We start from the raw sequence: 17,633 nt of genomic DNA, 5'->3' as shown, positions 1-17,633 counted from the left end.
CTTATAAAAAGTAGCGATCGCGGAAGGTCAACAGCGCCTTTTCAAAACAGCTAAACGGCGGGTGAACGATGCCCGCCCCAATCATGCCAATGCCTGCATCTTTGTGAGCAATGGCGGTATTAATGACCGGTAGAATGCCGCTGCCCGCGACTTTTGTGATGTCGATGGCGGTTGGAATGCCCATAAACGAGAGCAGCGGAATGGTGACGTTCGGGTTTTCACCGAGGGTGATCTCGCGCATCTGACGGGAGAAATCGATGGCTTCATCCACCGTGCCACCCACCAGTGCGACGATCGCAGGGGCTGTAGCCATCGCAAAACCACCGATACCGTAGGTTTCGGTAATGGCGCTGTCGCCAATATCCAGCCCGGAGTCTTCCGGCCTGTAGCCCGCGAACATGGGCCCTATCACCTGCTGCGCCGGGCCGGTGAACCACTGCCCCGGCAGCCCGGAGATGCGCAGGCCGAACTCGTAGCCGTTACGCGCCATGGTGGTGACCACGGTGCTGTACTCAATACCGTGTGCGGCATCCATGGCGGCTTTACACATCGCCATCCACGTCGGGCCGGAGAAGTAATCGCTGCTGGCGACGAACTCAAACACCTCACGCTGCTGTGCCACCGGATACCCGGCCTGAATCAGCCCGGGCGTCAACGCCTGGATCAGCAGCGTGGTGCCGGCGTTGTTGCGGTTATGGCACTCGTCGCCCATGTGCAGCGCCTGGGCCAGCATCAGGCGCAGGTCGATTTCACCGATGATTTTCATGGCATCGCGCAGCATCGGGCCGAGCACGTCACGCATCCAGTTCAGGCGGTCAATAACGCTCTGGTCGTTGGCACCCATGCGCAGGATCTTCGCCATCTGCTCGCTAAGGTTAGTGAACGCCCGGTTGCCGTAGGTTTTGTTCTCAACGATGTGCATAAACATCGATGCCGAAGTGACGCCCGCCATTGAACCTACGCAGTCATGCTCGTGGCAGGGCGAGAAGGTGATCGCCCCTGACGCCGCCACGCGCTCCGCGTCGTCGATATCGCGTGCCAGCCCTTCAAACACCAGCGCCCCGGTCACGGCCCCTTTCATTGCGCCACACATGTTTTCCCAGCTGACGGGCGGACCGGCGTGCAGAATGGTGGTGCGGGTCATGCCCGGCACAACGTTCATCGCCTGGTCGAAGCCCACCAGCACCGGATGGGACTGGATAATGCGCTCAAGGGCAATCTTATTGGCGGCGGCGATTTTGTCAGCCAGTGGCGCAAGGGCCAACTGATCCAGCGCCTCTACAACCTGCAAATTCCCCTGCCCCGGCGGCGTCCAGTCGAGCTGGGTCACGGGGATATGCTGCTTTTTGAGATCCGCACTGAACAGCGCGATACCGACGTTAATCACGTTTAACGGCTGGTTAAATAAGGTCGTCATCAGGCAGTCTCCCCTTTAAAGACAAATTCACGTGCCAGTAATCCGGTGTTGGTGCTGCTGCTCGCCCAGATCACCCCTGCCTCGGTCAGAAGCTGACACTGCTGTGCCAGGGACGGTGAGTCCTGGTCGGTTCCGAGCACATAGCCGAGAATTGCCAGCGGACGGTTATCAGCTTTCGCCGTCGCCTGCGCCTCTTTTATGGCCTCAAGCATCACGCCGACCGGATCCTCGTGCGCGCCAAAGCCCAGGACAAAGTCCATCACGATCACGCCCACCTCGGGGTCACGCGCCTCCTGCAACAGGCGACTGATGCGGTTGGTCGGATCGATCATCGGGTGCGGTTTGCCGTGGGTGAAATCGTCATCGCCAAAATCAAGGAAGGTGTGGGCTTTACTGACGTTGATATCGTCCAGCCGTTTCGCCGGATCGGGTTGAATGTTGCTGTAGACGTCGTCGAACTTTTCCAGCGCGGCGAACATGGCCTCATCGCACAGGGTGCCGCCGCAGAACAGGCCGCGGATGTATTTCTGCTGGGGTGTCAGCCGGGCACGCACCTCGTCGATCAGTGGCCAGTTCAGCGGATGCAGGTCGAGAGACTCTTTTTTCACCCCCGTTAACAGCACGGCCTTCAGCGCCGCCTCTTTGGTGCCACGGGCGAACTGCAGGTTGCCGTCATCAGCCGGCGGCTGATGACGACCGAGGAAACAGACCACCACCGGTTTGCGGCAGGTGCGGGCGCGGGCCAGCACTTTTTCTGCCACCGACGGCGCAGGCGGTTTAGAGATGAGGGTAATCACCTGGGTGGCGTCGTCAGCGTCCAGCATCGCGATGGCATCCAGCATCATCAGGCCACCTATCTTTTCGCTCAGATCGCGCCCGCCGGTGCCAATCAGCTGCGACACGCCGCCGCCGAATTCATGGATCCGCACGCTCAGCTCCTGGCTGCCGGTCCCGGACGCCCCGACAATACCGATCGGTCCGCGGCGCACCGCATTGGCGAAGCACAGCCCGGTACCGTTGATAATGGCCGTGCCGCAGTCCGGCCCCATCAGCAGCAGCCCTTTCTGGTGTGCCAGCTGCTTCAGCGCCAGTTCATCATCAAGGCTGACGTTGTCGGAGAAGAGCATGACGTTGAGATCGTTTTCCAGCGCCTGACGTGCTTCGCGGGCGGCAAACGTGCCGTTTACCGAAATCACCGCCAGGTTGCTCTCAGGACGATGGGTTTTCGCACTGGCAAGGGTGGCATAACGCGCTTCATGGCTCCCGCCGCTCTCCTTGCGGGTGAAAAGCGCTTCGATGGCTGCCAGCGTTTCGTCATTCGCCGCCTCGCCTTTAATCACAATCATTAAGTCGCCGTTTTTGGCATCCGCTAATTCCGGCGTTAATAGCCCGAGATTTTTTAATACGCCTTTGTTCATTTCTGTCGCCATAGCCACAAAAGCCTGCTCAACGCCCGGCAATTTATTGGCCTTCGTGGAAACCGACATCAATGACACCGAGTCAAAATAGGTATTCTTTTTTATGACGATTTTGGTGGGCATTATTTTCTCCTGAATGAGGATAAAAGGGGGCCGCCGTCGTGCAATAGGCACGTCGGTAAAATACTGTCTGAATGAGCGACCAGCCGGAAAAGGCTGGCCGAAGGAATTACGCGCCTGCAGCCAGCAGCAGGTCTGCTATCTGGTGGTAGCCTTTTTCCCGCGCCAGTTCGAGCGGGGTTTTGCCGTATTTATCGGTCATGTGCGGATTTGCGCCGTTATCCAGTAACAGCTTTACAATTTCCTGCTGTTTCGCGCCGCCATCGTTGAGGACAATCGCTTCCAGCAGCGGCGTCCAGCCCACGAAGTTGGTGTGGTTGACGTTAATATCGGTTTTCTCCAGCAGCTCGCGCACAATCTCAACGTGCCCTTTCTCGCTGGCAGGCGTAATGCCGACACCACCGAAGCGGGTCAGGCGATCAAGATCCGGATTGGCGGGTAAGACTATCCGCAGCAGGGTTAAATCATTTGTCAGGCAGCTAATCAGGAAGGGGTTAAAACAGGTCTGATCCTGTTGATCAATATCTGCTCCGGCGGCAATTAAAAATGCCACGCAGTCATAATGCTTTTTCAGGCTGGCAATAATAACGGCCGTTCTTTTCTGGCGTTGAGTGACATTAATATCGACACCTTTTTCAAGGCAGGCTTTTAGCCCGTCAATATTGCCCTGCTCTGCCGCCAGCAAAAATTCAGTAACGAGTTCGTTCGCAGACATATTCAGACTCCCCATGATGTATTGCTCATGACCTGAGAATAGCAACAGCCTGGTGAGAAAAGAATCCGCTTAAAAATCATTCATCGACAGTCAATTCATTATTGAGTTAAATTCAACAATTCAGCCAAAATGTGCGGCCGTGCAATCTTTTACTTATGTTTTAGCGCTTTTATTCGCCTCAGGCAGCATTCTGCTTATGCCTGATGAAGCCTGACATGACGCGGCTCGACGCGAATAATCAGAACTGTGACCGCCGTCATATGCGTTGTAACAGCGCTGTTAAAATATGTTCAAAACTGATGGCTAACAGGAGCCGTAATATGAATTCCATCTTTACTGAAGAGAACCTGCTGGCCTTCACCACGGCGGCACGCTTTGGCAGCTTCAGCAAAGCCGCCACCGAGCTTGGCGTAACCACCTCTGCCATCAGTTACACCATCAAGCGAATGGAGACCGGGCTGGATGTGGTGCTGTTTGTACGCAATACGCGCAGCATTGAGCTGACCGAGTCGGGGTTTTACTTTTACCGTAAAGCGACCGACCTGCTGAATGATTTTCATGCCATTAAGCGCGGGATAGACACCATTTCGCAGGGCATTGAGGCGCGGGTCCGCATCTGCATCAATCAGCTTTTGTACACCCCACGCCATACGGCGCGGCTGCTGCAGGTGCTGAAAAAACAGTTTCCTACCTGCCAGATCACCGTCACGACCGAGGTCTACAACGGCGTCTGGGACTCCATCATCAACAACCAGGCCAATATCGCGATTGGCGCACCGGATACGCTGCTCGACGGCGGCGGCATTGATTACACCGAGATCGGTGCCATCCGTTGGGTATTCGCCATCGCGCCGGAACACCCGCTGGCCTTCGTGCCGGAGCCGATAGCCGAAAGCCAGCTGCGTCTGTACCCCAACATCATGGTGGAAGACACGGCGCACACTATAAACAAGAAGGTCGGCTGGCTGCTGCACGGCCAGGAGGCGATTCTGGTGCCCGACTTCAACACCAAATGCCAGTGTCAGATCCTTGGGGACGGGATTGGTTTTTTACCGGAGTATATGGCCCGCGAGGCGGTGGAGGACGGGCTGCTGGTCACGCGGCGAATCAATAATCCGCGTCAGGATTCACGCATGCTGCTTGCCACGCAGCATGCGGCGACCGGCCAGGTCACGCGCTGGATCAAACAGCAGTTTGATCCACAGGGCGTGCTGACCGGGATATACAGCGATCTACTGTGGCGCGCTTAGTTTTTGCTTTGCACCCAAAACGCGTGAATAAGACCAGGGATGTAGCCCAGTAAGGTCAGAACGATGTTAATGATAAACGCCCAGCCAAACCCTTTGCCGAGCAGCACGCCCAGCGGGGGCAGGATAATAGTAAAGACAATACGCCAAAAACCCATAACGACTCCGTGCAAGCTAACCAATTGAAAATACAAAAGAGAACATCCTCTAAGCGTAGCCAGTTTAACGGCCTGCGCCATCTCTTTATCGCCCTTTTACCCTCTTTTACGCTTTTGACACTGGCTTAATCCTCCCCATTAGTTTAGAGTTTACTTAACTAAGTAAAGACTAAACTAATATGACTGAACTGGAACAACTTCAGGCCAGCGCCGGACAGGCCGCAGCCCTGTTAAAAGCGATGAGCAATCCGCGTCGGTTGCTGATCCTCTGCATGCTGTGCGGTACACCGGGTACCAGCGCGGGCGATCTGGCGCGGGCGACGGGGCTTAGCCCATCCGCCACGTCACAACATCTGGCGCGTATGCGTGAAGAGGGGCTTATCGACAGCATCCGTGAAGCGCAGCGCATTCTGTATTTCATTAAAAACGATGCGGTGCATCAGCTTATCAGTACCCTGAAAAGCCTCTATTGCCCGTAAGGAGCCACCATGTCACTACCGCTCATTTCACCCCAGCAGGCCAATGCGCTCGTTTCTGAAGGTGCAAAACTGATCGATATTCGCGATCCCGACGAATATGCTCGCGAGCATATTCCCGCCGCCCGGTCCGTGCCGCTGGACACCTTACCCGGCGGGCTTGAGACGCACGCGGGCGAAACGGTGATTTTTCACTGCCAGTCTGGCGCCCGGACATCCTCGAACGCAGCCCGCCTTGCTCAGGCTGCCGCGCCTGCTCAGGCATTTATCGTTGAAGGCGGAATTCAGGGGTGGAAGCAGGCTGGGTTGATCACGCAGGAAGACACGTCACAGCCGCTGCCGTTGATGCGTCAGGTGCAAATTGCCGCCGGGCTGCTCACCCTGTGCGGGGTCGTGCTGGGCTTTACGCTCTCCAGCGGCTTTTTCCTGCTGAGCGGCTTTGTGGGGGCCGGGCTGCTGTTTGCCGGGCTGACCGGGTTTTGCGGAATGGCGAGACTGCTGAAAGTGATGCCCTGGAACCGGCGTACCTCGTAAGCAGTAATCGGTGAAATACGCTGTACCCGGTATCAGACGTGGGCTAAGGTGAAGATCATTGAAACGATGAGGAGGTAGTATGTTTTCTGTCGGTGATTATGTGCAACCGCGTAAAGGCGGCCCAAAACTGAAAGTACTCGAAGTGAACGGCGATAGCGTTGTGGCGGTTCAGGCCAGCAATGAGCAAGGCGAGAAATTTACCCTGAAGGCCGCAGACCTGGCCCTGTATACCGAAGAGGGTGATTTCGGCGTCTGCTAAACAGGCAACCGGGCGGAGTCCTCCGCCCGGCTCATGGATTAAATCAGAAAATCATCCAGTGATTTACCGTTTGCCAGCGCATTGGCAATAGGCTTTGGCGTACGCCCCTGACCGGTCCATGTTTTCTCTTCACCGTTGAGATCAATAAAGCGATATTTCGCTTCACGCGGTTTACGTTTTTTCGCTGGCTTACCGGCCTGCGCCAAATCTGAACCGAGGAGATCGGACGGTGAAATACCATCAGCTTTCATCAGTTCCAGCAGGGCATTAATTTTTTCCTGCTGCTCAGCGCGTTGTTGCTCTAATTCCGCCAGCTCACTCCGTTTCTCTTCAGCAACGACCCTGACTTTTTCCAGCATTTCTTCAAGAACGTCCAGGGATAATTCACGCGCCATCGCACGCAGAGTTCGGATATTATTAAGATTCTGTAACGTCAAAGACATATATTTGAAAACCTTTTCTTTAGGGTAAATCGAAAAATCGACAAGAGAATAATTCATTTCGCCTGGAATATCTACCCGCGGGCACGTCTTGCTAAAAATGTAAATGTTTTAAAATATCGCGTTTAATAATATCCGCGGATAACTGTCGATACCGCCGGATTCAATCTTTATCTCAGTATAAACGGTTAGATTTAATCCAAATCAAAGCATGCCGCACTGCCGTCGTTCGGGCAGAACGTTCGCTTCGACACGCTCAAGATCAACAGATTGATTTACATACAAAAACTGACGGCAGGGACAGATTATAACGAACCGAACAAAAAACACGCAATTTTAGAGAATTTTGTGGACAAAACGCGACTAAATAAAAATTAATAACTAGTTGTTAGTTCAAAGGCAGAGATATACGCTATACACGCTTGACAAACCAACCTAAAGCACTAACCGCTGAGGGAAAATCGTTTCTATTGTGTTCTTCTCAAGGAGTTCAGACATGTTCTCACCGCAATCTCGCCTGCGCCATGCGGTAGCGGATACCTTCGCGATGGTTGTTTACTGTTCCGTCGTGAACATGCTGATCGAAATTTTCCTCTCCGGAATGTCCTTTGAGCAGTCACTTTCTTCTCGTCTGGTGGCAATTCCGGTCAACATTATTATTGCGTGGCCTTATGGATTATACCGCGATGCGGTCATGCGCTTTGCGCGTCGTATTAGCCCGTCAGGGTGGGTGAAAAACCTCGCCGACGTTCTGGCATACGTGACGTTCCAGTCGCCGGTTTACGTGGCTATTCTGCTGACAGTGGGCGCAGACTGGCATCAAATCGTCGCTGCGGTCAGTTCAAATATCGTGATTTCAATGCTGATGGGTGCGGTGTATGGCTATTTTCTCGACTACTGTCGCCGCCTGTTTAAGGTCAGCCAGTACAGCCAGGCCAAAGCATGATGTGAGGCGACTGGCGAATGCCAGTCGCAGATTTACTGTACGTCGCCAAACAGTCCCTTCAAAAACCGCTCCAGCGCCATACGCGAACTGAAGCCATGCGGAATACCATAATGTTCATGCGTTTCACCACCTAAATACAGTGGGAATTGCTGATAATGATCGCAGGTTTTAATATCCGAGGCAGGCTCAGCAAAGGACAAACTTCTGTCTTTCAGCGTCGGGTGAATAATGAGAGCGGTACGTCCCATTCTTGCTTCACGATTAACGTAAACATAATTCTCGCCACGGCGATATCCATACGCTTTTGATGTCACCTCATCCATGGTGAATCCCTCTTTTTCAAGAACGCGCGCCACCTCATCAGGTCGTAAATACATATCTTTTCCTCGTTATCTTTTCCTGCCCGGCAACCTTACAGTATTCAGCATTAGCAGGGCTTTCAGAATATTCCATAAACTGCCAGATAACGCGTGACGCGCTTCAGATATTAAATTTCTGGACTAAACTAAACGGGAACGCAAAATTACGGAGGATCGTATGTTTAACAGACCGAACCGAAACGATATTAACGACGACACACAGGATATTCGTAACGATGTCAGCCAATTAGCGGACTCGCTGGAAGAAGTGCTGAAATCCTGGGGTTCCGGTGCGAAGGACGAAGCGGATGCCGCAAAACGTAAGGCTCAGTCTTTGCTACGTGAAACCCGCGCCCGCATGAATGGGCGTTCGCGCACCACGCAGGCTGCCTGCGATGCCATCAGCTGTGCCAATACCTTCGTTCGCGAAAAACCCCTCTGTACGCTTGGTACGGTAGCCGCGGTGGGTATCTTCGTGGGGGCGCTGCTTAGCCTGCGCAAATAGTCGTCTCAGCCTGTCCGTATCCGCCCCGGTCGCGTCAGCCCCCGGGGCTTTTCTTTGCCTGCGCGCCTGAAAAAGCCGTACAGCCCGCCCTGCCCCGCTGTGCTCATCATCGGGGCCATATTAATCTGAAATTCCCATATCTTGTATGGTTGAATCTTAAGACAACTACATCTAGTATTCCCTTTAGCAAGATACACACAACCTGACGCGATGATTCGCGCCGCTCTCTCATTTTAAATGGAAATACGAATCATGAGCATTATTATTTACACTCGTAACGATTGTGTTCAGTGCCACGCGACAAAACGTGCAATGGAAAGCCGTGGAGTGGCCTTTGAGATGGTGAACATAGACCTGCAGCCCGAAGCTGCCGATACCCTGCGGGCGCAAGGTTTTCGCCAGCTGCCGGTCGTCGTCGCCGGGGAGACCAGCTGGTCCGGCTTTCGCCCCGACATGATTAACCGCCTCGCCGCCCAGGCCACCAGGGCATGAGTGGGCTGGTCTACTTCTCCAGCAGCTCGGAAAACACGCTCCGCTTTATTGAGCGCGTCGGGCTGCCTGCGATACGTATCCCGCTTAATGAGCGGGAACGAATCCGGGCAGACGCCCCCTACATTCTGGTGGTCCCGAGCTATGGTGGAGGTGGCACCGCGGGGGCCGTGCCTCGTCAGGTGATCCGCTTTCTCAACGATCCCCACAACCGACAGCTTATTCGCGGCGTTATCGCGGCGGGCAATCGCAATTTCGGCGATGCCTTTGGCCGTGCCGGGGATGTCATTTCTCAAAAAATGCGGCGTGCCGTATCTCTATCGTTTTGAACTGATGGGGACACAGCAGGACGTAGAGAACGTGCGTAAAGGAGTGAACGAATTTTGGCAACGACAACCGCAGAACGTGTAATTCAGGCGACACCGGATTACCACGCATTAAACGCGATGCTGAACCTCTATGACCGTGAGGGGCACATTCAGTTTGGCAAAGATCATGAGGCGGTGGAGGCGTTTATCGCCACCCACGTCCGCCCCAACAGCATGACCTTTGCAAGCCAGAATGAACGTCTCGATTATCTGGTCAAGGAAGGCTATTACGAAGAGCGCGTGCTGGCCCGGTACGATCGTGCCTTTGTGGAGACGCTGTTCGGGCAGGCCCATAGCCGCGGTTTTCGTTTCCAGACGTTTCTTGGCGCATGGAAGTTTTACACCAGCTATACCCTGAAAACGTTCGACGGCAAACGCTATCTTGAAAGCTTCGAGGACCGCGTGGTGATGGTTGCCCTGACGCTCGCGCAGGGCGATGAAACCCTGGCTGAACGCCTGATGGATGAGATGCTCTCCGGCCGTTTCCAGCCCGCCACACCGACCTTTCTCAATTGCGGAAAAGCCCAGCGCGGCGAGCTGGTCTCCTGCTTCCTGCTGCGCATCGAAGACAATATGGAGTCGATTGGTCGCGCGGTGAATTCGGCGCTGCAGCTCTCTAAACGCGGCGGCGGGGTGGCATTTCTGCTGTCGAACCTGCGTGAAGCCGGTGCGCCAATTAAGCGCATTGAAAACCAGTCCTCCGGCGTGATTCCGGTCATGAAAATGCTGGAAGATGCTTTCTCGTATGCCAACCAGCTGGGGGCGCGTCAGGGCGCGGGGGCTGTCTATCTGCACGCGCACCATCCGGATATCCTGGGCTTCCTGGATACCAAACGTGAAAACGCCGATGAAAAAATCCGCATTAAGACCCTGTCGCTTGGGGTGGTGATTCCGGATATCACCTTTGCGCTCGCCAAAGAAAATGCCGAGATGGCGCTCTTCTCCCCATACGACATTGAGCGTATTTACGGGAAAGCGTTTGGTGATGTGGCGATAAGCGCCCTGTATCACGATCTGGTGGCCGACGATCGCATTCGTAAGAAGTACATTAACGCCCGCGATTTCTTCCAGACGCTGGCCGAAATTCAGTTTGAGTCCGGCTATCCGTACATCATGTATGAAGATACGGTCAACCGTGCGAACCCGATTGCCGGGCGAATCAATATGAGCAACCTGTGCTCGGAGATATTGCAGGTGAACAGCGCATCCACGTATGACGAAAACCTGGACTACGCCGACATCGGCAAAGATATCTCCTGTAACCTCGGGTCGCTGAATATTGCCCACACCATGGATTCCCCCGATTTTGGCCGCACGGTGGAAACCGCCATTCGCGGGCTGACCGCGGTGTCAGACATGAGCCACATCCGCAGCGTGCCGTCCATTGAAGCCGGTAATGCCGCCTCGCACGCCATCGGCCTTGGGCAGATGAACCTCCACGGCTATCTGGCGCGGGAAGGTATCGCCTACGGTAGCCCGGAAGGACTGGATTTCACCAACCTCTATTTTTACACCATTACCTGGCATGCGCTGCATACCTCAATGATGCTGGCGCGCGAGCGTAACCAGCGCTTTGCGGGCTTTGAACAGTCGCGTTACGCCAGCGGTGAGTACTTCAGGCCATATCTGGAAGGAGACTGGCAGCCGAAAACCGACAAAGTGCGCCAGCTTTTTGCCGATGCCGGGGTTCTCCTGCCTACCCGCGAGATGTGGCAGCAGCTGCGGGACGATGTGATGCGTTACGGCATCTATAACCAGAATCTGCAGGCCGTACCGCCAACCGGGTCAATCTCTTACATTAACCACGCCACGTCGAGTATCCACCCGATTGTGTCGAAGATTGAGATCCGCAAGGAAGGTAAGACCGGGCGCGTTTACTACCCTGCCCCGTTTATGACCAACGACAATCTGGCCCTGTATCAGGACGCGTATGAGATTGGCCCTGAGAAAATTATTGATACCTACGCCGAGGCGACAAAACACGTGGATCAGGGGCTGTCGCTGACGCTCTTCTTCCCGGACACCGCCACCACGCGCGACATCAACCGGGCGCAGATTTACGCCTGGAAGAGAGGGATCAAAACCCTCTACTACATTCGCCTGCGCCAGCGTGCGCTGGAAGGTACCGAAATTGAAGGCTGCGTGTCCTGCGCGCTGTAAGGAGAAAGGATGAAACTGTCACGCGTGAGTGCCGTTAACTGGAATAAAATTCAGGATGATAAAGACCTGGAGGTGTGGAACCGCCTGACCAGCAACTTCTGGCTGCCGGAAAAAGTCCCGCTTTCAAACGATATTCCGGCCTGGCAAACCCTCAGCCACGCCGAACAGCAGCTGACGATCCGTGTGTTCACCGGTCTGACGCTGCTGGACACCATTCAAAATACCGTCGGTGCCCCTGCGCTGATGGCCGACGCGCTGACGCCTCACGAAGAGGCGGTGATGTCGAACATCAGCTTTATGGAGGCGGTCCATGCCCGCTCCTACAGCTCGATTTTTTCGACGCTGTGCCAGACCAAAGATGTGGACGCGGCATACACCTGGAGCGAAGAAAGCGAGTCATTGCAGCGAAAGGCCAGCCTGGTGCTGGAGTATTATCAAGCCGACGAACCGCTGAAGAAGAAAATTGCCAGCGTGTTTCTCGAATCCTTCCTGTTCTATTCGGGCTTCTGGTTACCGATGTACTGGTCCAGCCGCGGCAAGCTGACCAACACCGCCGATTTAATTCGCCTCATCATTCGTGATGAAGCCGTACACGGGTACTACATCGGCTATAAATATCAGAAAGGGCTGGAGAACGTCAGCGAAGAAAAGCGCGAAGCGTTAAAAGGTTTTGCCCTCGATTTGCTGATGGATTTGTACGAGAACGAACTGAGTTATACCGAAGAATTGTACGCCGGTACCGGTTGGGAGGAGGAGGTAAAAGCGTTTCTTTGCTACAACGCCAATAAAGCGCTGATGAATCTCGGCTACGAAGCGCTTTTCCCACCGGAAATGGCCGACGTGAACCCAGCGATCCTGGCGGCACTGTCACCCAACGCCGATGAAAACCACGATTTCTTCTCCGGGTCTGGTTCGTCGTATGTGATGGGCAAAGCGGTGGAGACCGAAGATGAGGACTGGGATTTTTAATGAGCGGATTAACGTTCATTAATTTAATATAAATCTAACAATTTCCTCCCTAATATTTCACGGGCAACTACACTGTAATTCCCCGTTCATATTCGCCTGAATCACTCCGATTCAGGCGAAATTTCGCTGTGCAAAAGCAAAAAATTCAGAAAAATTCAAACCACGCTCAGCCCTTTACTCATGGGAAATTCAGCCGTTTCGCTTACGGCAAAATTCCTGCCATAAGCAAACCCAGGGTTGTCTCAGATTCTCAGTATGTTAGGGTAATGCCAGTTAACTATTTACCATGGTAATGATATCGACATAAACAAATAACAGGACACTCTCTATTGCATGGCAATTAAATTAGAAGTGAAAAATCTTTATAAAGTATTTGGCGAGCATCCTCAGCGCGCATTCAAATATATTGAGAAAGGCCTTTCAAAAGAGCAAATTCTGGAAAAAACCGGGCTATCGCTTGGCGTTAAAGACGCCAGTCTGGCCATTGAAGAAGGCGAGATTTTTGTCATCATGGGGTTATCCGGTTCGGGTAAATCCACTATGGTTCGCCTTCTCAATCGCCTGATTGAACCCACCCGTGGACAGGTACTGATTGATGGTGTTGATATCGCCAGAATATCAGAGGCTGAACTTCGCGAGGTGCGCAGAAAGAAGATTGCAATGGTGTTCCAGTCATTCGCGCTGATGCCGCATATGACGGTGCTGGATAATGCCGCCTTTGGCATGGAATTAGCGGGCGTTACCGCTAATGAACGTCAGGAAAAAGCGCTGGATGCATTACGTCAGGTGGGCCTCGAGAATTATGCGCATGCCTACCCGGATGAGCTTTCTGGCGGGATGCGCCAGCGTGTCGGATTAGCCCGCGCATTAGCCATTAACCCAGACATTTTATTAATGGATGAAGCCTTCTCGGCACTCGATCCATTAATTCGCACCGAGATGCAGGATGAGCTGGTAAAATTACAGGCTAAACATCAACGTACCATTGTTTTTATTTCCCACGATCTTGATGAAGCCATGCGTATTGGTGACCGTATTGCCATTATGCAAAATGGTGAAGTGGTGCAGGTCGGCACGCCGGATGAAATTCTGAATAATCCGGCCAATGATTATGTGCGCACCTTCTTCCGCGGCGTGGATATTAGTCAGGTCTTTAGTGCGAAAGATATCGCCCGTCGTTCACCGAACGGTCTTATCCGCAAAACACCGGGCTTTGGTCCGCGCTCTGCACTGAAACTGTTGCAGGATGAAGATCGGGAATACGGTTATCTGATCGAACGCGGTAATAAATTTGTTGGCATTGTTTCCATCGACTCCCTGAAAACCGCACTCAGCGAAAATCAGGGCATTGATGCGGCGGTTATCGACTCCCCGCTTGCCGTGGACGCCGAAACGCCGCTCAGCGAGCTGCTCTCTCACGTTGGTCAGGCCCCGTGTGCCGTACCGGTAGTCAGTGAGGAACAACAGTACGTCGGCATCATCTCAAAACGCATGTTGCTGCAGGCTTTAGATCGCGAGGGGACAAACAATGGCTGATCAATCTAACCCGTGGGGAACCACCGAGGCGGCGGACAGCGCTGCTCAATCTGCCGATGCGTGGGGGTCTTCCACGTCTGCGCCAACCGATGGCGGCGCGGCGGACTGGCTCAACAGTGCACCGGCTCCTGCGCCAGAGCACTTCAATATTATGGATCCGTTTCATAAGACGCTGATCCCGCTGGATAGCTGGGTCACGGAGGGGATCGACTGGGTAGTGACTCACTTCCGTCCGGTCTTCCAGGGGATCCGCGTACCGGTGGATTACATCCTGAACGGTTTCCAGCAGCTGATGCTCGGCATGCCCGCGCCGGTCGCTATTGTGCTCTTCTCCCTGATTGCCTGGCAGTTTGGCAGCGCCGGCATGGGTGTCGCCACGCTGATCTCACTGATTGCCATCGGCGCGATTGGCGCCTGGTCGCAGGCAATGATCACCTTAGCGCTGGTGCTCACCGCCCTGCTCTTCTGCGTCGCTATCGGCCTGCCGATGGGGATCTGGCTGGCGCGCAGTCCGCGGGCGGCGAAGATTATTCGTCCGCTGCTGGATGCAATGCAGACCACCCCCGCGTTTGTCTACCTGGTGCCGATCGTGATGCTGTTTGGTATCGGCAACGTGCCGGGCGTCGTGGTGACCATTATCTTCGCCCTGCCGCCGGTCATTCGTCTGACGATACTCGGGATTAACCAGGTACCGGCCGATCTTATCGAGGCGTCGCGTTCATTTGGTGCCAGCCCGCGCCAGATGCTGTTTAAAGTTCAGCTTCCACTGGCGATGCCAACCATCATGGCGGGTGTCAACCAGACGCTGATGCTGGCCCTCTCCATGGTAGTAATTGCCTCAATGATTGCCGTCGGCGGACTGGGTCAGATGGTGCTGCGCGGCATTGGTCGTCTTGATATGGGACTGGCCACCGTGGGCGGCGTCGGCATTGTGATCCTCGCCATTATCCTTGACCGCCTGACGCAGGCTGTCGGTCGTGATTCACGCAGTCGCGGCAACCGTCGCTGGTATAGCACCGGCCCTGTCGGGTTAATCACCCGCCCATTCAGAAAATAAGGAACAACGATGCGACATCGCGTACTTTTTGCCACAGCGTTTGCCACCCTTGTCTCCACCAGCACGTTTGCTGCAGACCTGCCGGGCAAAGGCATTACCGTGCAACCGGTGCAGAGCACCATTTCAGAAGAGACCTTCCAGACGCTGTTAGTCAGCCGCGCGCTGGAAAAACTGGGCTATACGGTCAACACCCCAAGTGAAGTGGATTACAACGTGGGCTACACCTCGATTGCCTCCGGTGATGCCACCTTTACCGCCGTCAACTGGCAGCCGCTGCACGACGACATGTATGCCGCCGCCGGCGGGGATAAGAAATTCTACCGCGAAGGCACCTTCGTGACCGGCGCAGCGCAGGGGTATCTGATCGACAAGAAAACAGCCGACCAGTACCACATCACCAATATCGAGCAGCTGAAAGATCCGAAGATTGCCAAACTGTTCGACACTAACGGTGACGGCAAAGCTGACATGATCGGCTGCTCGCCGGGCTGGGGCTGTGAGGCGGTGATTAATCACCAGAACAAAGCCTTTGACCTGGCGAAAACGGTCGACGTCAGCCACGGTAACTACTCGGCGATGATGGCCGACACCATTGCCCGCTTCAAAGAGGGTAAACCGGTTATCTATTACACCTGGACACCGTACTGGGTGAGCGACGTGCTGAAGCCGGGGAAAGACGTGGTGTGGCTGCAGGTCCCCTTCTCTTCCCTGCCGGGCGAGCAGAAAGATATCGACACCAAACTGCCAAACGGCATGAACTATGGCTTCCCGGTCAACACGATGCATATCGTTGCTAACAAAGCCTGGGCTGAGAAAAACCCGGCGGCAGCGAAGCTGTTCTCGGTGATGAAACTGCCTCTGGCGGACATCAACGCCCAGAACGCAATGATGCACGCGGGGAAATCGTCCGAAGCTGACATCAAAGGCCACGTGGATGGCTGGATCAAAGCCCACCAGCAGCAGTTTGATGGCTGGGTAAAAGAAGCGATGGATGCGCAGAAGTCATAAGAGCCCTTCAGACCTGCCCTCTCCCCACGGGAGAGGGTTAACTCCCCTAAACCGCACAATCCAGCACGTAACAATCCCACCACATTCACAATCATTCGCTATTATGGTTCACGGAAAAATAATCACTTAACTCACGATTCCTGAACCTGATGACTAAAACAACTCAAGGGCTTAGCCCGGCACTCATCCTTTTAATGTCCGTGGCAACGGGTCTGGCCGTCGCCAGTAACTACTACGCGCAGCCACTGCTCGATACCATCGCCCGCGCGTTTAACCTTTCTGCCAGCTCCGCTGGCTTTATTGTCACCGCCGCGCAGCTTGGCTATGCCGCCGGGCTGCTTTTCCTCGTGCCGCTGGGCGATATGTTTGAGCGTCGGATGCTGATTGTCTCCATGACCTTGCTGGCCGCAGGCGGGATGCTGATCACCGCCAGCAGCCACTCGTTAACGATGATGATTATCGGCACCGCGTTAACGGGTCTGTTCTCCGTCGTGGCGCAGATTCTGGTTCCGCTCGCCGCCACTCTCGCCTCACCGGAAAAGCGCGGCAAGGTGGTGGGAACAATCATGAGCGGCCTGCTGCTGGGGATTTTGCTGGCGCGGACCGTCGCCGGGCTGCTGGCGAGTCTTGGTGGCTGGCGTACCGTGTATTGGGTGGCGAGCGTACTGATGGCCGTGATGGCGCTTGCCCTGTGGCGCGGGCTGCCAAAGGTGAAGCAGGAAAATCACCTTAATTATCCACAGCTTCTCGCCTCCGTTTTCAGCCTCTTCACACACGATAAACTGCTGCGTACGCGTGCGTTGCTGGGCTGTTTGACCTTCGCCAACTTCAGCATCTTATGGACCTCAATGGCGTTTCTGCTGGCCGCGCCGCCGTTCAATTATTCCGAAGCGGTGATTGGTCTGTTTGGTCTGGCGGGCGCTGCGGGAGCTCTGGGCGCGCGTCCGGCGGGCGGACTGGCGGATAAAGGCAAATCCCATCTGACGACCTCTGCCGGGCTGATTCTGCTCCTGCTCTCCTGGGCAGCCATCTGGTATGGCCATACCTCTGTACTGGCGCTGATCGTCGGTATTCTGGTACTCGACCTCACCGTGCAGGGTGTGCATATCACTAACCAGACCGTCATCTACCGCGTGAAGCCAGAGGCGCGTAACCGCCTCACGGCCGGATACATGACCAGCTATTTTATTGGCGGCGCAGCGGGTTCGTTAATTTCAGCCTCGGCGTGGCAGCATGCCGGTTGGTCAGGCGTGTGTGGGATAGGGGCAATCGTCGCCGCGCTGAATCTGCTAGTATGGTGGCGTGGGTACCATCGCCAGGACGTAATTAACTAAGTTTTACATTGCTTTGGGCCTCTTAGGGTGTAAAGGGGCCCTGCAGTCTGTTAATGTAAACGTAATCATTTATCCCAGAAATTTTAATGTGGGTGACATATTTTCTACCGGCATGAAT

Annotated in this window: 19 protein-coding genes and 1 pseudogene; 14 read left to right on the top strand and 6 right to left on the bottom strand. The window is 54.6% G+C overall.

Annotation, left to right across the window (positions count from 1 at the left end):
* Position 1: 1 nt before the first annotated feature.
* From QE396_RS22220 to QE396_RS22210, 3 genes are all read right to left on the bottom strand, one after another.
* Complete coding sequence (locus QE396_RS22220; RefSeq protein ID WP_047366123.1) at positions 2-1,417, bottom strand: DUF1116 domain-containing protein; 1,416 nt, start codon at positions 1,415-1,417, stop codon at positions 2-4.
* On the bottom strand, positions 1,417-2,958 hold the full coding sequence (gene fdrA / locus QE396_RS22215) for an acyl-CoA synthetase FdrA (protein ID WP_309952492.1): 1,542 nt from the start codon (positions 2,956-2,958) through the stop codon (positions 1,417-1,419). Before fdrA ends, QE396_RS22220 begins: the two co-directional genes overlap by 1 nt.
* Positions 2,959-3,064: 106 nt before the next feature.
* Positions 3,065-3,670 carry an ankyrin repeat domain-containing protein gene (locus QE396_RS22210; protein WP_047366136.1) on the bottom strand — a complete coding sequence of 202 codons (606 nt, stop codon included), beginning with the start codon at positions 3,668-3,670 and terminating at the stop codon, positions 3,065-3,067.
* Between the two features lie 320 nt (positions 3,671-3,990).
* Between QE396_RS22210 and QE396_RS22205 the strand changes: the two genes are divergently transcribed.
* A complete protein-coding gene (locus QE396_RS22205) occupies positions 3,991-4,920 on the top strand; it encodes a LysR substrate-binding domain-containing protein (protein WP_309952488.1) in 930 nt (309 codons plus the stop codon).
* On the opposite strand, the gene QE396_RS22200 is transcribed toward QE396_RS22205, so the two are convergent.
* Complete coding sequence (locus QE396_RS22200) at positions 4,917-5,075, bottom strand: YqaE/Pmp3 family membrane protein (protein WP_032678825.1); 159 nt, start codon at positions 5,073-5,075, stop codon at positions 4,917-4,919. The genes QE396_RS22205 and QE396_RS22200 overlap by 4 nt on opposite strands.
* Before the next feature lie 179 nt (positions 5,076-5,254).
* Here QE396_RS22200 and QE396_RS22195 point away from each other — a divergent pair, with 179 nt between their 5' ends.
* The 3 genes from QE396_RS22195 to QE396_RS22185 all read left to right on the top strand — a co-directional run bounded on the left by QE396_RS22195 (position 5,255) and on the right by QE396_RS22185 (position 6,344).
* On the top strand, positions 5,255-5,554 hold the full coding sequence (locus QE396_RS22195; RefSeq protein ID WP_032680424.1) for a helix-turn-helix transcriptional regulator: 300 nt from the start codon (positions 5,255-5,257) through the stop codon (positions 5,552-5,554).
* A gap of 9 nt (positions 5,555-5,563) precedes the next feature.
* A complete protein-coding gene (locus QE396_RS22190) occupies positions 5,564-6,085 on the top strand; it encodes a rhodanese family protein (RefSeq protein WP_044868224.1) in 522 nt (173 codons plus the stop codon).
* 79 nt (positions 6,086-6,164) lie between these two features.
* Positions 6,165-6,344: a hypothetical protein gene (locus QE396_RS22185; protein ID WP_014171310.1), complete on the top strand. Its 180-nt coding sequence runs from the start codon at positions 6,165-6,167 to the stop codon at positions 6,342-6,344.
* Positions 6,345-6,382: 38 nt separating this feature from the next.
* Here QE396_RS22185 and stpA read toward each other — a convergent pair whose 3' ends face one another.
* The gene (gene stpA / locus QE396_RS22180; RefSeq protein WP_044858472.1) at positions 6,383-6,787 is read right to left on the bottom strand and encodes a DNA-binding protein StpA; all 405 of its coding nucleotides are present in this window, start codon (positions 6,785-6,787) and stop codon (positions 6,383-6,385) included.
* A 493-nt stretch (positions 6,788-7,280) separates the two neighbouring features.
* Here stpA and alaE point away from each other — a divergent pair, with 493 nt between their 5' ends.
* Positions 7,281-7,730: an L-alanine exporter AlaE gene (gene alaE, locus QE396_RS22175; protein WP_020883866.1), complete on the top strand. Its 450-nt coding sequence runs from the start codon at positions 7,281-7,283 to the stop codon at positions 7,728-7,730.
* Between the two features lie 32 nt (positions 7,731-7,762).
* Here the strand turns inward: alaE and QE396_RS22170 are convergent, their stop codons facing one another.
* Positions 7,763-8,107, bottom strand: a complete 345-nt coding sequence (locus tag QE396_RS22170) for a DUF2002 family protein (protein WP_006811693.1) — start codon at positions 8,105-8,107, stop codon at positions 7,763-7,765.
* Between the two features lie 160 nt (positions 8,108-8,267).
* Between QE396_RS22170 and QE396_RS22165 the strand changes: the two genes are divergently transcribed.
* From QE396_RS22165 to QE396_RS22125, 9 genes and pseudogenes are all read left to right on the top strand, one after another.
* On the top strand, positions 8,268-8,594 hold the full coding sequence (locus QE396_RS22165) for a DUF883 domain-containing protein (RefSeq protein WP_014171314.1): 327 nt from the start codon (positions 8,268-8,270) through the stop codon (positions 8,592-8,594).
* 252 nt (positions 8,595-8,846) lie between these two features.
* Positions 8,847-9,086: a glutaredoxin-like protein NrdH gene (gene nrdH, locus QE396_RS22160; protein ID WP_047366127.1), complete on the top strand. Its 240-nt coding sequence runs from the start codon at positions 8,847-8,849 to the stop codon at positions 9,084-9,086.
* A pseudogene (gene nrdI, locus QE396_RS22155) lies at positions 9,083-9,494 on the top strand (class Ib ribonucleoside-diphosphate reductase assembly flavoprotein NrdI). Before nrdH ends, nrdI begins: the two are co-directional and overlap by 4 nt.
* A complete protein-coding gene (nrdE, locus tag QE396_RS22150; RefSeq protein ID WP_047366129.1) occupies positions 9,467-11,611 on the top strand; it encodes a class 1b ribonucleoside-diphosphate reductase subunit alpha in 2,145 nt (714 codons plus the stop codon). The pseudogene nrdI and the gene nrdE overlap by 28 nt, the downstream one beginning before the upstream one ends.
* A gap of 9 nt (positions 11,612-11,620) precedes the next feature.
* Positions 11,621-12,580, top strand: a complete 960-nt coding sequence (nrdF, locus tag QE396_RS22145; protein WP_020883863.1) for a class 1b ribonucleoside-diphosphate reductase subunit beta — start codon at positions 11,621-11,623, stop codon at positions 12,578-12,580.
* 333 nt (positions 12,581-12,913) lie between these two features.
* Entirely contained in the window at positions 12,914-14,116 is a 1,203-nt protein-coding gene (gene proV, locus QE396_RS22140; RefSeq protein WP_020883862.1) for a glycine betaine/L-proline ABC transporter ATP-binding protein ProV, read from the top strand.
* Positions 14,109-15,173 (top strand): glycine betaine/L-proline ABC transporter permease ProW, encoded by a 1,065-nt coding sequence (gene proW, locus QE396_RS22135; RefSeq protein WP_309952478.1) that lies wholly within the window; start codon positions 14,109-14,111, stop codon positions 15,171-15,173. Before proV ends, proW begins: the two co-directional genes overlap by 8 nt.
* A 9-nt stretch (positions 15,174-15,182) precedes the next feature.
* On the top strand, positions 15,183-16,181 hold the full coding sequence (proX, locus tag QE396_RS22130; RefSeq protein WP_047366130.1) for a glycine betaine/L-proline ABC transporter substrate-binding protein ProX: 999 nt from the start codon (positions 15,183-15,185) through the stop codon (positions 16,179-16,181).
* Positions 16,182-16,330: 149 nt separating this feature from the next.
* Positions 16,331-17,515: an MFS transporter gene (locus QE396_RS22125; RefSeq protein WP_047366131.1), complete on the top strand. Its 1,185-nt coding sequence runs from the start codon at positions 16,331-16,333 to the stop codon at positions 17,513-17,515.
* Positions 17,516-17,633: the final 118 nt, after the last annotated feature.

Origin of the sequence: Enterobacter sp. SORGH_AS_0287, from assembly GCF_031453695.1 — a bacterium.
GTDB classification, from domain to species: Bacteria; Pseudomonadota; Gammaproteobacteria; order Enterobacterales; family Enterobacteriaceae; genus Enterobacter; species Enterobacter ludwigii.
This window is presented reverse-complemented; position numbering and strand designations above follow the sequence as displayed.

Coding starts and splice junctions, on each gene's coding strand:
- QE396_RS22205 (WP_309952488.1), top strand. CDS start 3,991: ATGAATTCCATCTTTACTGAAGAGAACCTGCTGGCCTTCACCACGGCG.
- nrdH (WP_047366127.1), top strand. CDS start 8,847: ATGAGCATTATTATTTACACTCGTAACGATTGTGTTCAGTGCCACGCG.
- proX (WP_047366130.1), top strand. CDS start 15,183: ATGCGACATCGCGTACTTTTTGCCACAGCGTTTGCCACCCTTGTCTCC.
- proV (WP_020883862.1), top strand. CDS start 12,914: ATGGCAATTAAATTAGAAGTGAAAAATCTTTATAAAGTATTTGGCGAG.
- stpA (WP_044858472.1), bottom strand. CDS start 6,787: ATGTCTTTGACGTTACAGAATCTTAATAATATCCGAACTCTGCGTGCG.
- fdrA (WP_309952492.1), bottom strand. CDS start 2,958: ATGCCCACCAAAATCGTCATAAAAAAGAATACCTATTTTGACTCGGTG.
- nrdF (WP_020883863.1), top strand. CDS start 11,621: ATGAAACTGTCACGCGTGAGTGCCGTTAACTGGAATAAAATTCAGGAT.
- QE396_RS22185 (WP_014171310.1), top strand. CDS start 6,165: ATGTTTTCTGTCGGTGATTATGTGCAACCGCGTAAAGGCGGCCCAAAA.
- QE396_RS22210 (WP_047366136.1), bottom strand. CDS start 3,670: ATGTCTGCGAACGAACTCGTTACTGAATTTTTGCTGGCGGCAGAGCAG.
- proW (WP_309952478.1), top strand. CDS start 14,109: ATGGCTGATCAATCTAACCCGTGGGGAACCACCGAGGCGGCGGACAGC.
- QE396_RS22125 (WP_047366131.1), top strand. CDS start 16,331: ATGACTAAAACAACTCAAGGGCTTAGCCCGGCACTCATCCTTTTAATG.
- QE396_RS22200 (WP_032678825.1), bottom strand. CDS start 5,075: ATGGGTTTTTGGCGTATTGTCTTTACTATTATCCTGCCCCCGCTGGGC.
- QE396_RS22165 (WP_014171314.1), top strand. CDS start 8,268: ATGTTTAACAGACCGAACCGAAACGATATTAACGACGACACACAGGAT.
- alaE (WP_020883866.1), top strand. CDS start 7,281: ATGTTCTCACCGCAATCTCGCCTGCGCCATGCGGTAGCGGATACCTTC.
- QE396_RS22220 (WP_047366123.1), bottom strand. CDS start 1,417: ATGACGACCTTATTTAACCAGCCGTTAAACGTGATTAACGTCGGTATC.
- QE396_RS22195 (WP_032680424.1), top strand. CDS start 5,255: ATGACTGAACTGGAACAACTTCAGGCCAGCGCCGGACAGGCCGCAGCC.
- QE396_RS22190 (WP_044868224.1), top strand. CDS start 5,564: ATGTCACTACCGCTCATTTCACCCCAGCAGGCCAATGCGCTCGTTTCT.
- QE396_RS22170 (WP_006811693.1), bottom strand. CDS start 8,107: ATGTATTTACGACCTGATGAGGTGGCGCGCGTTCTTGAAAAAGAGGGA.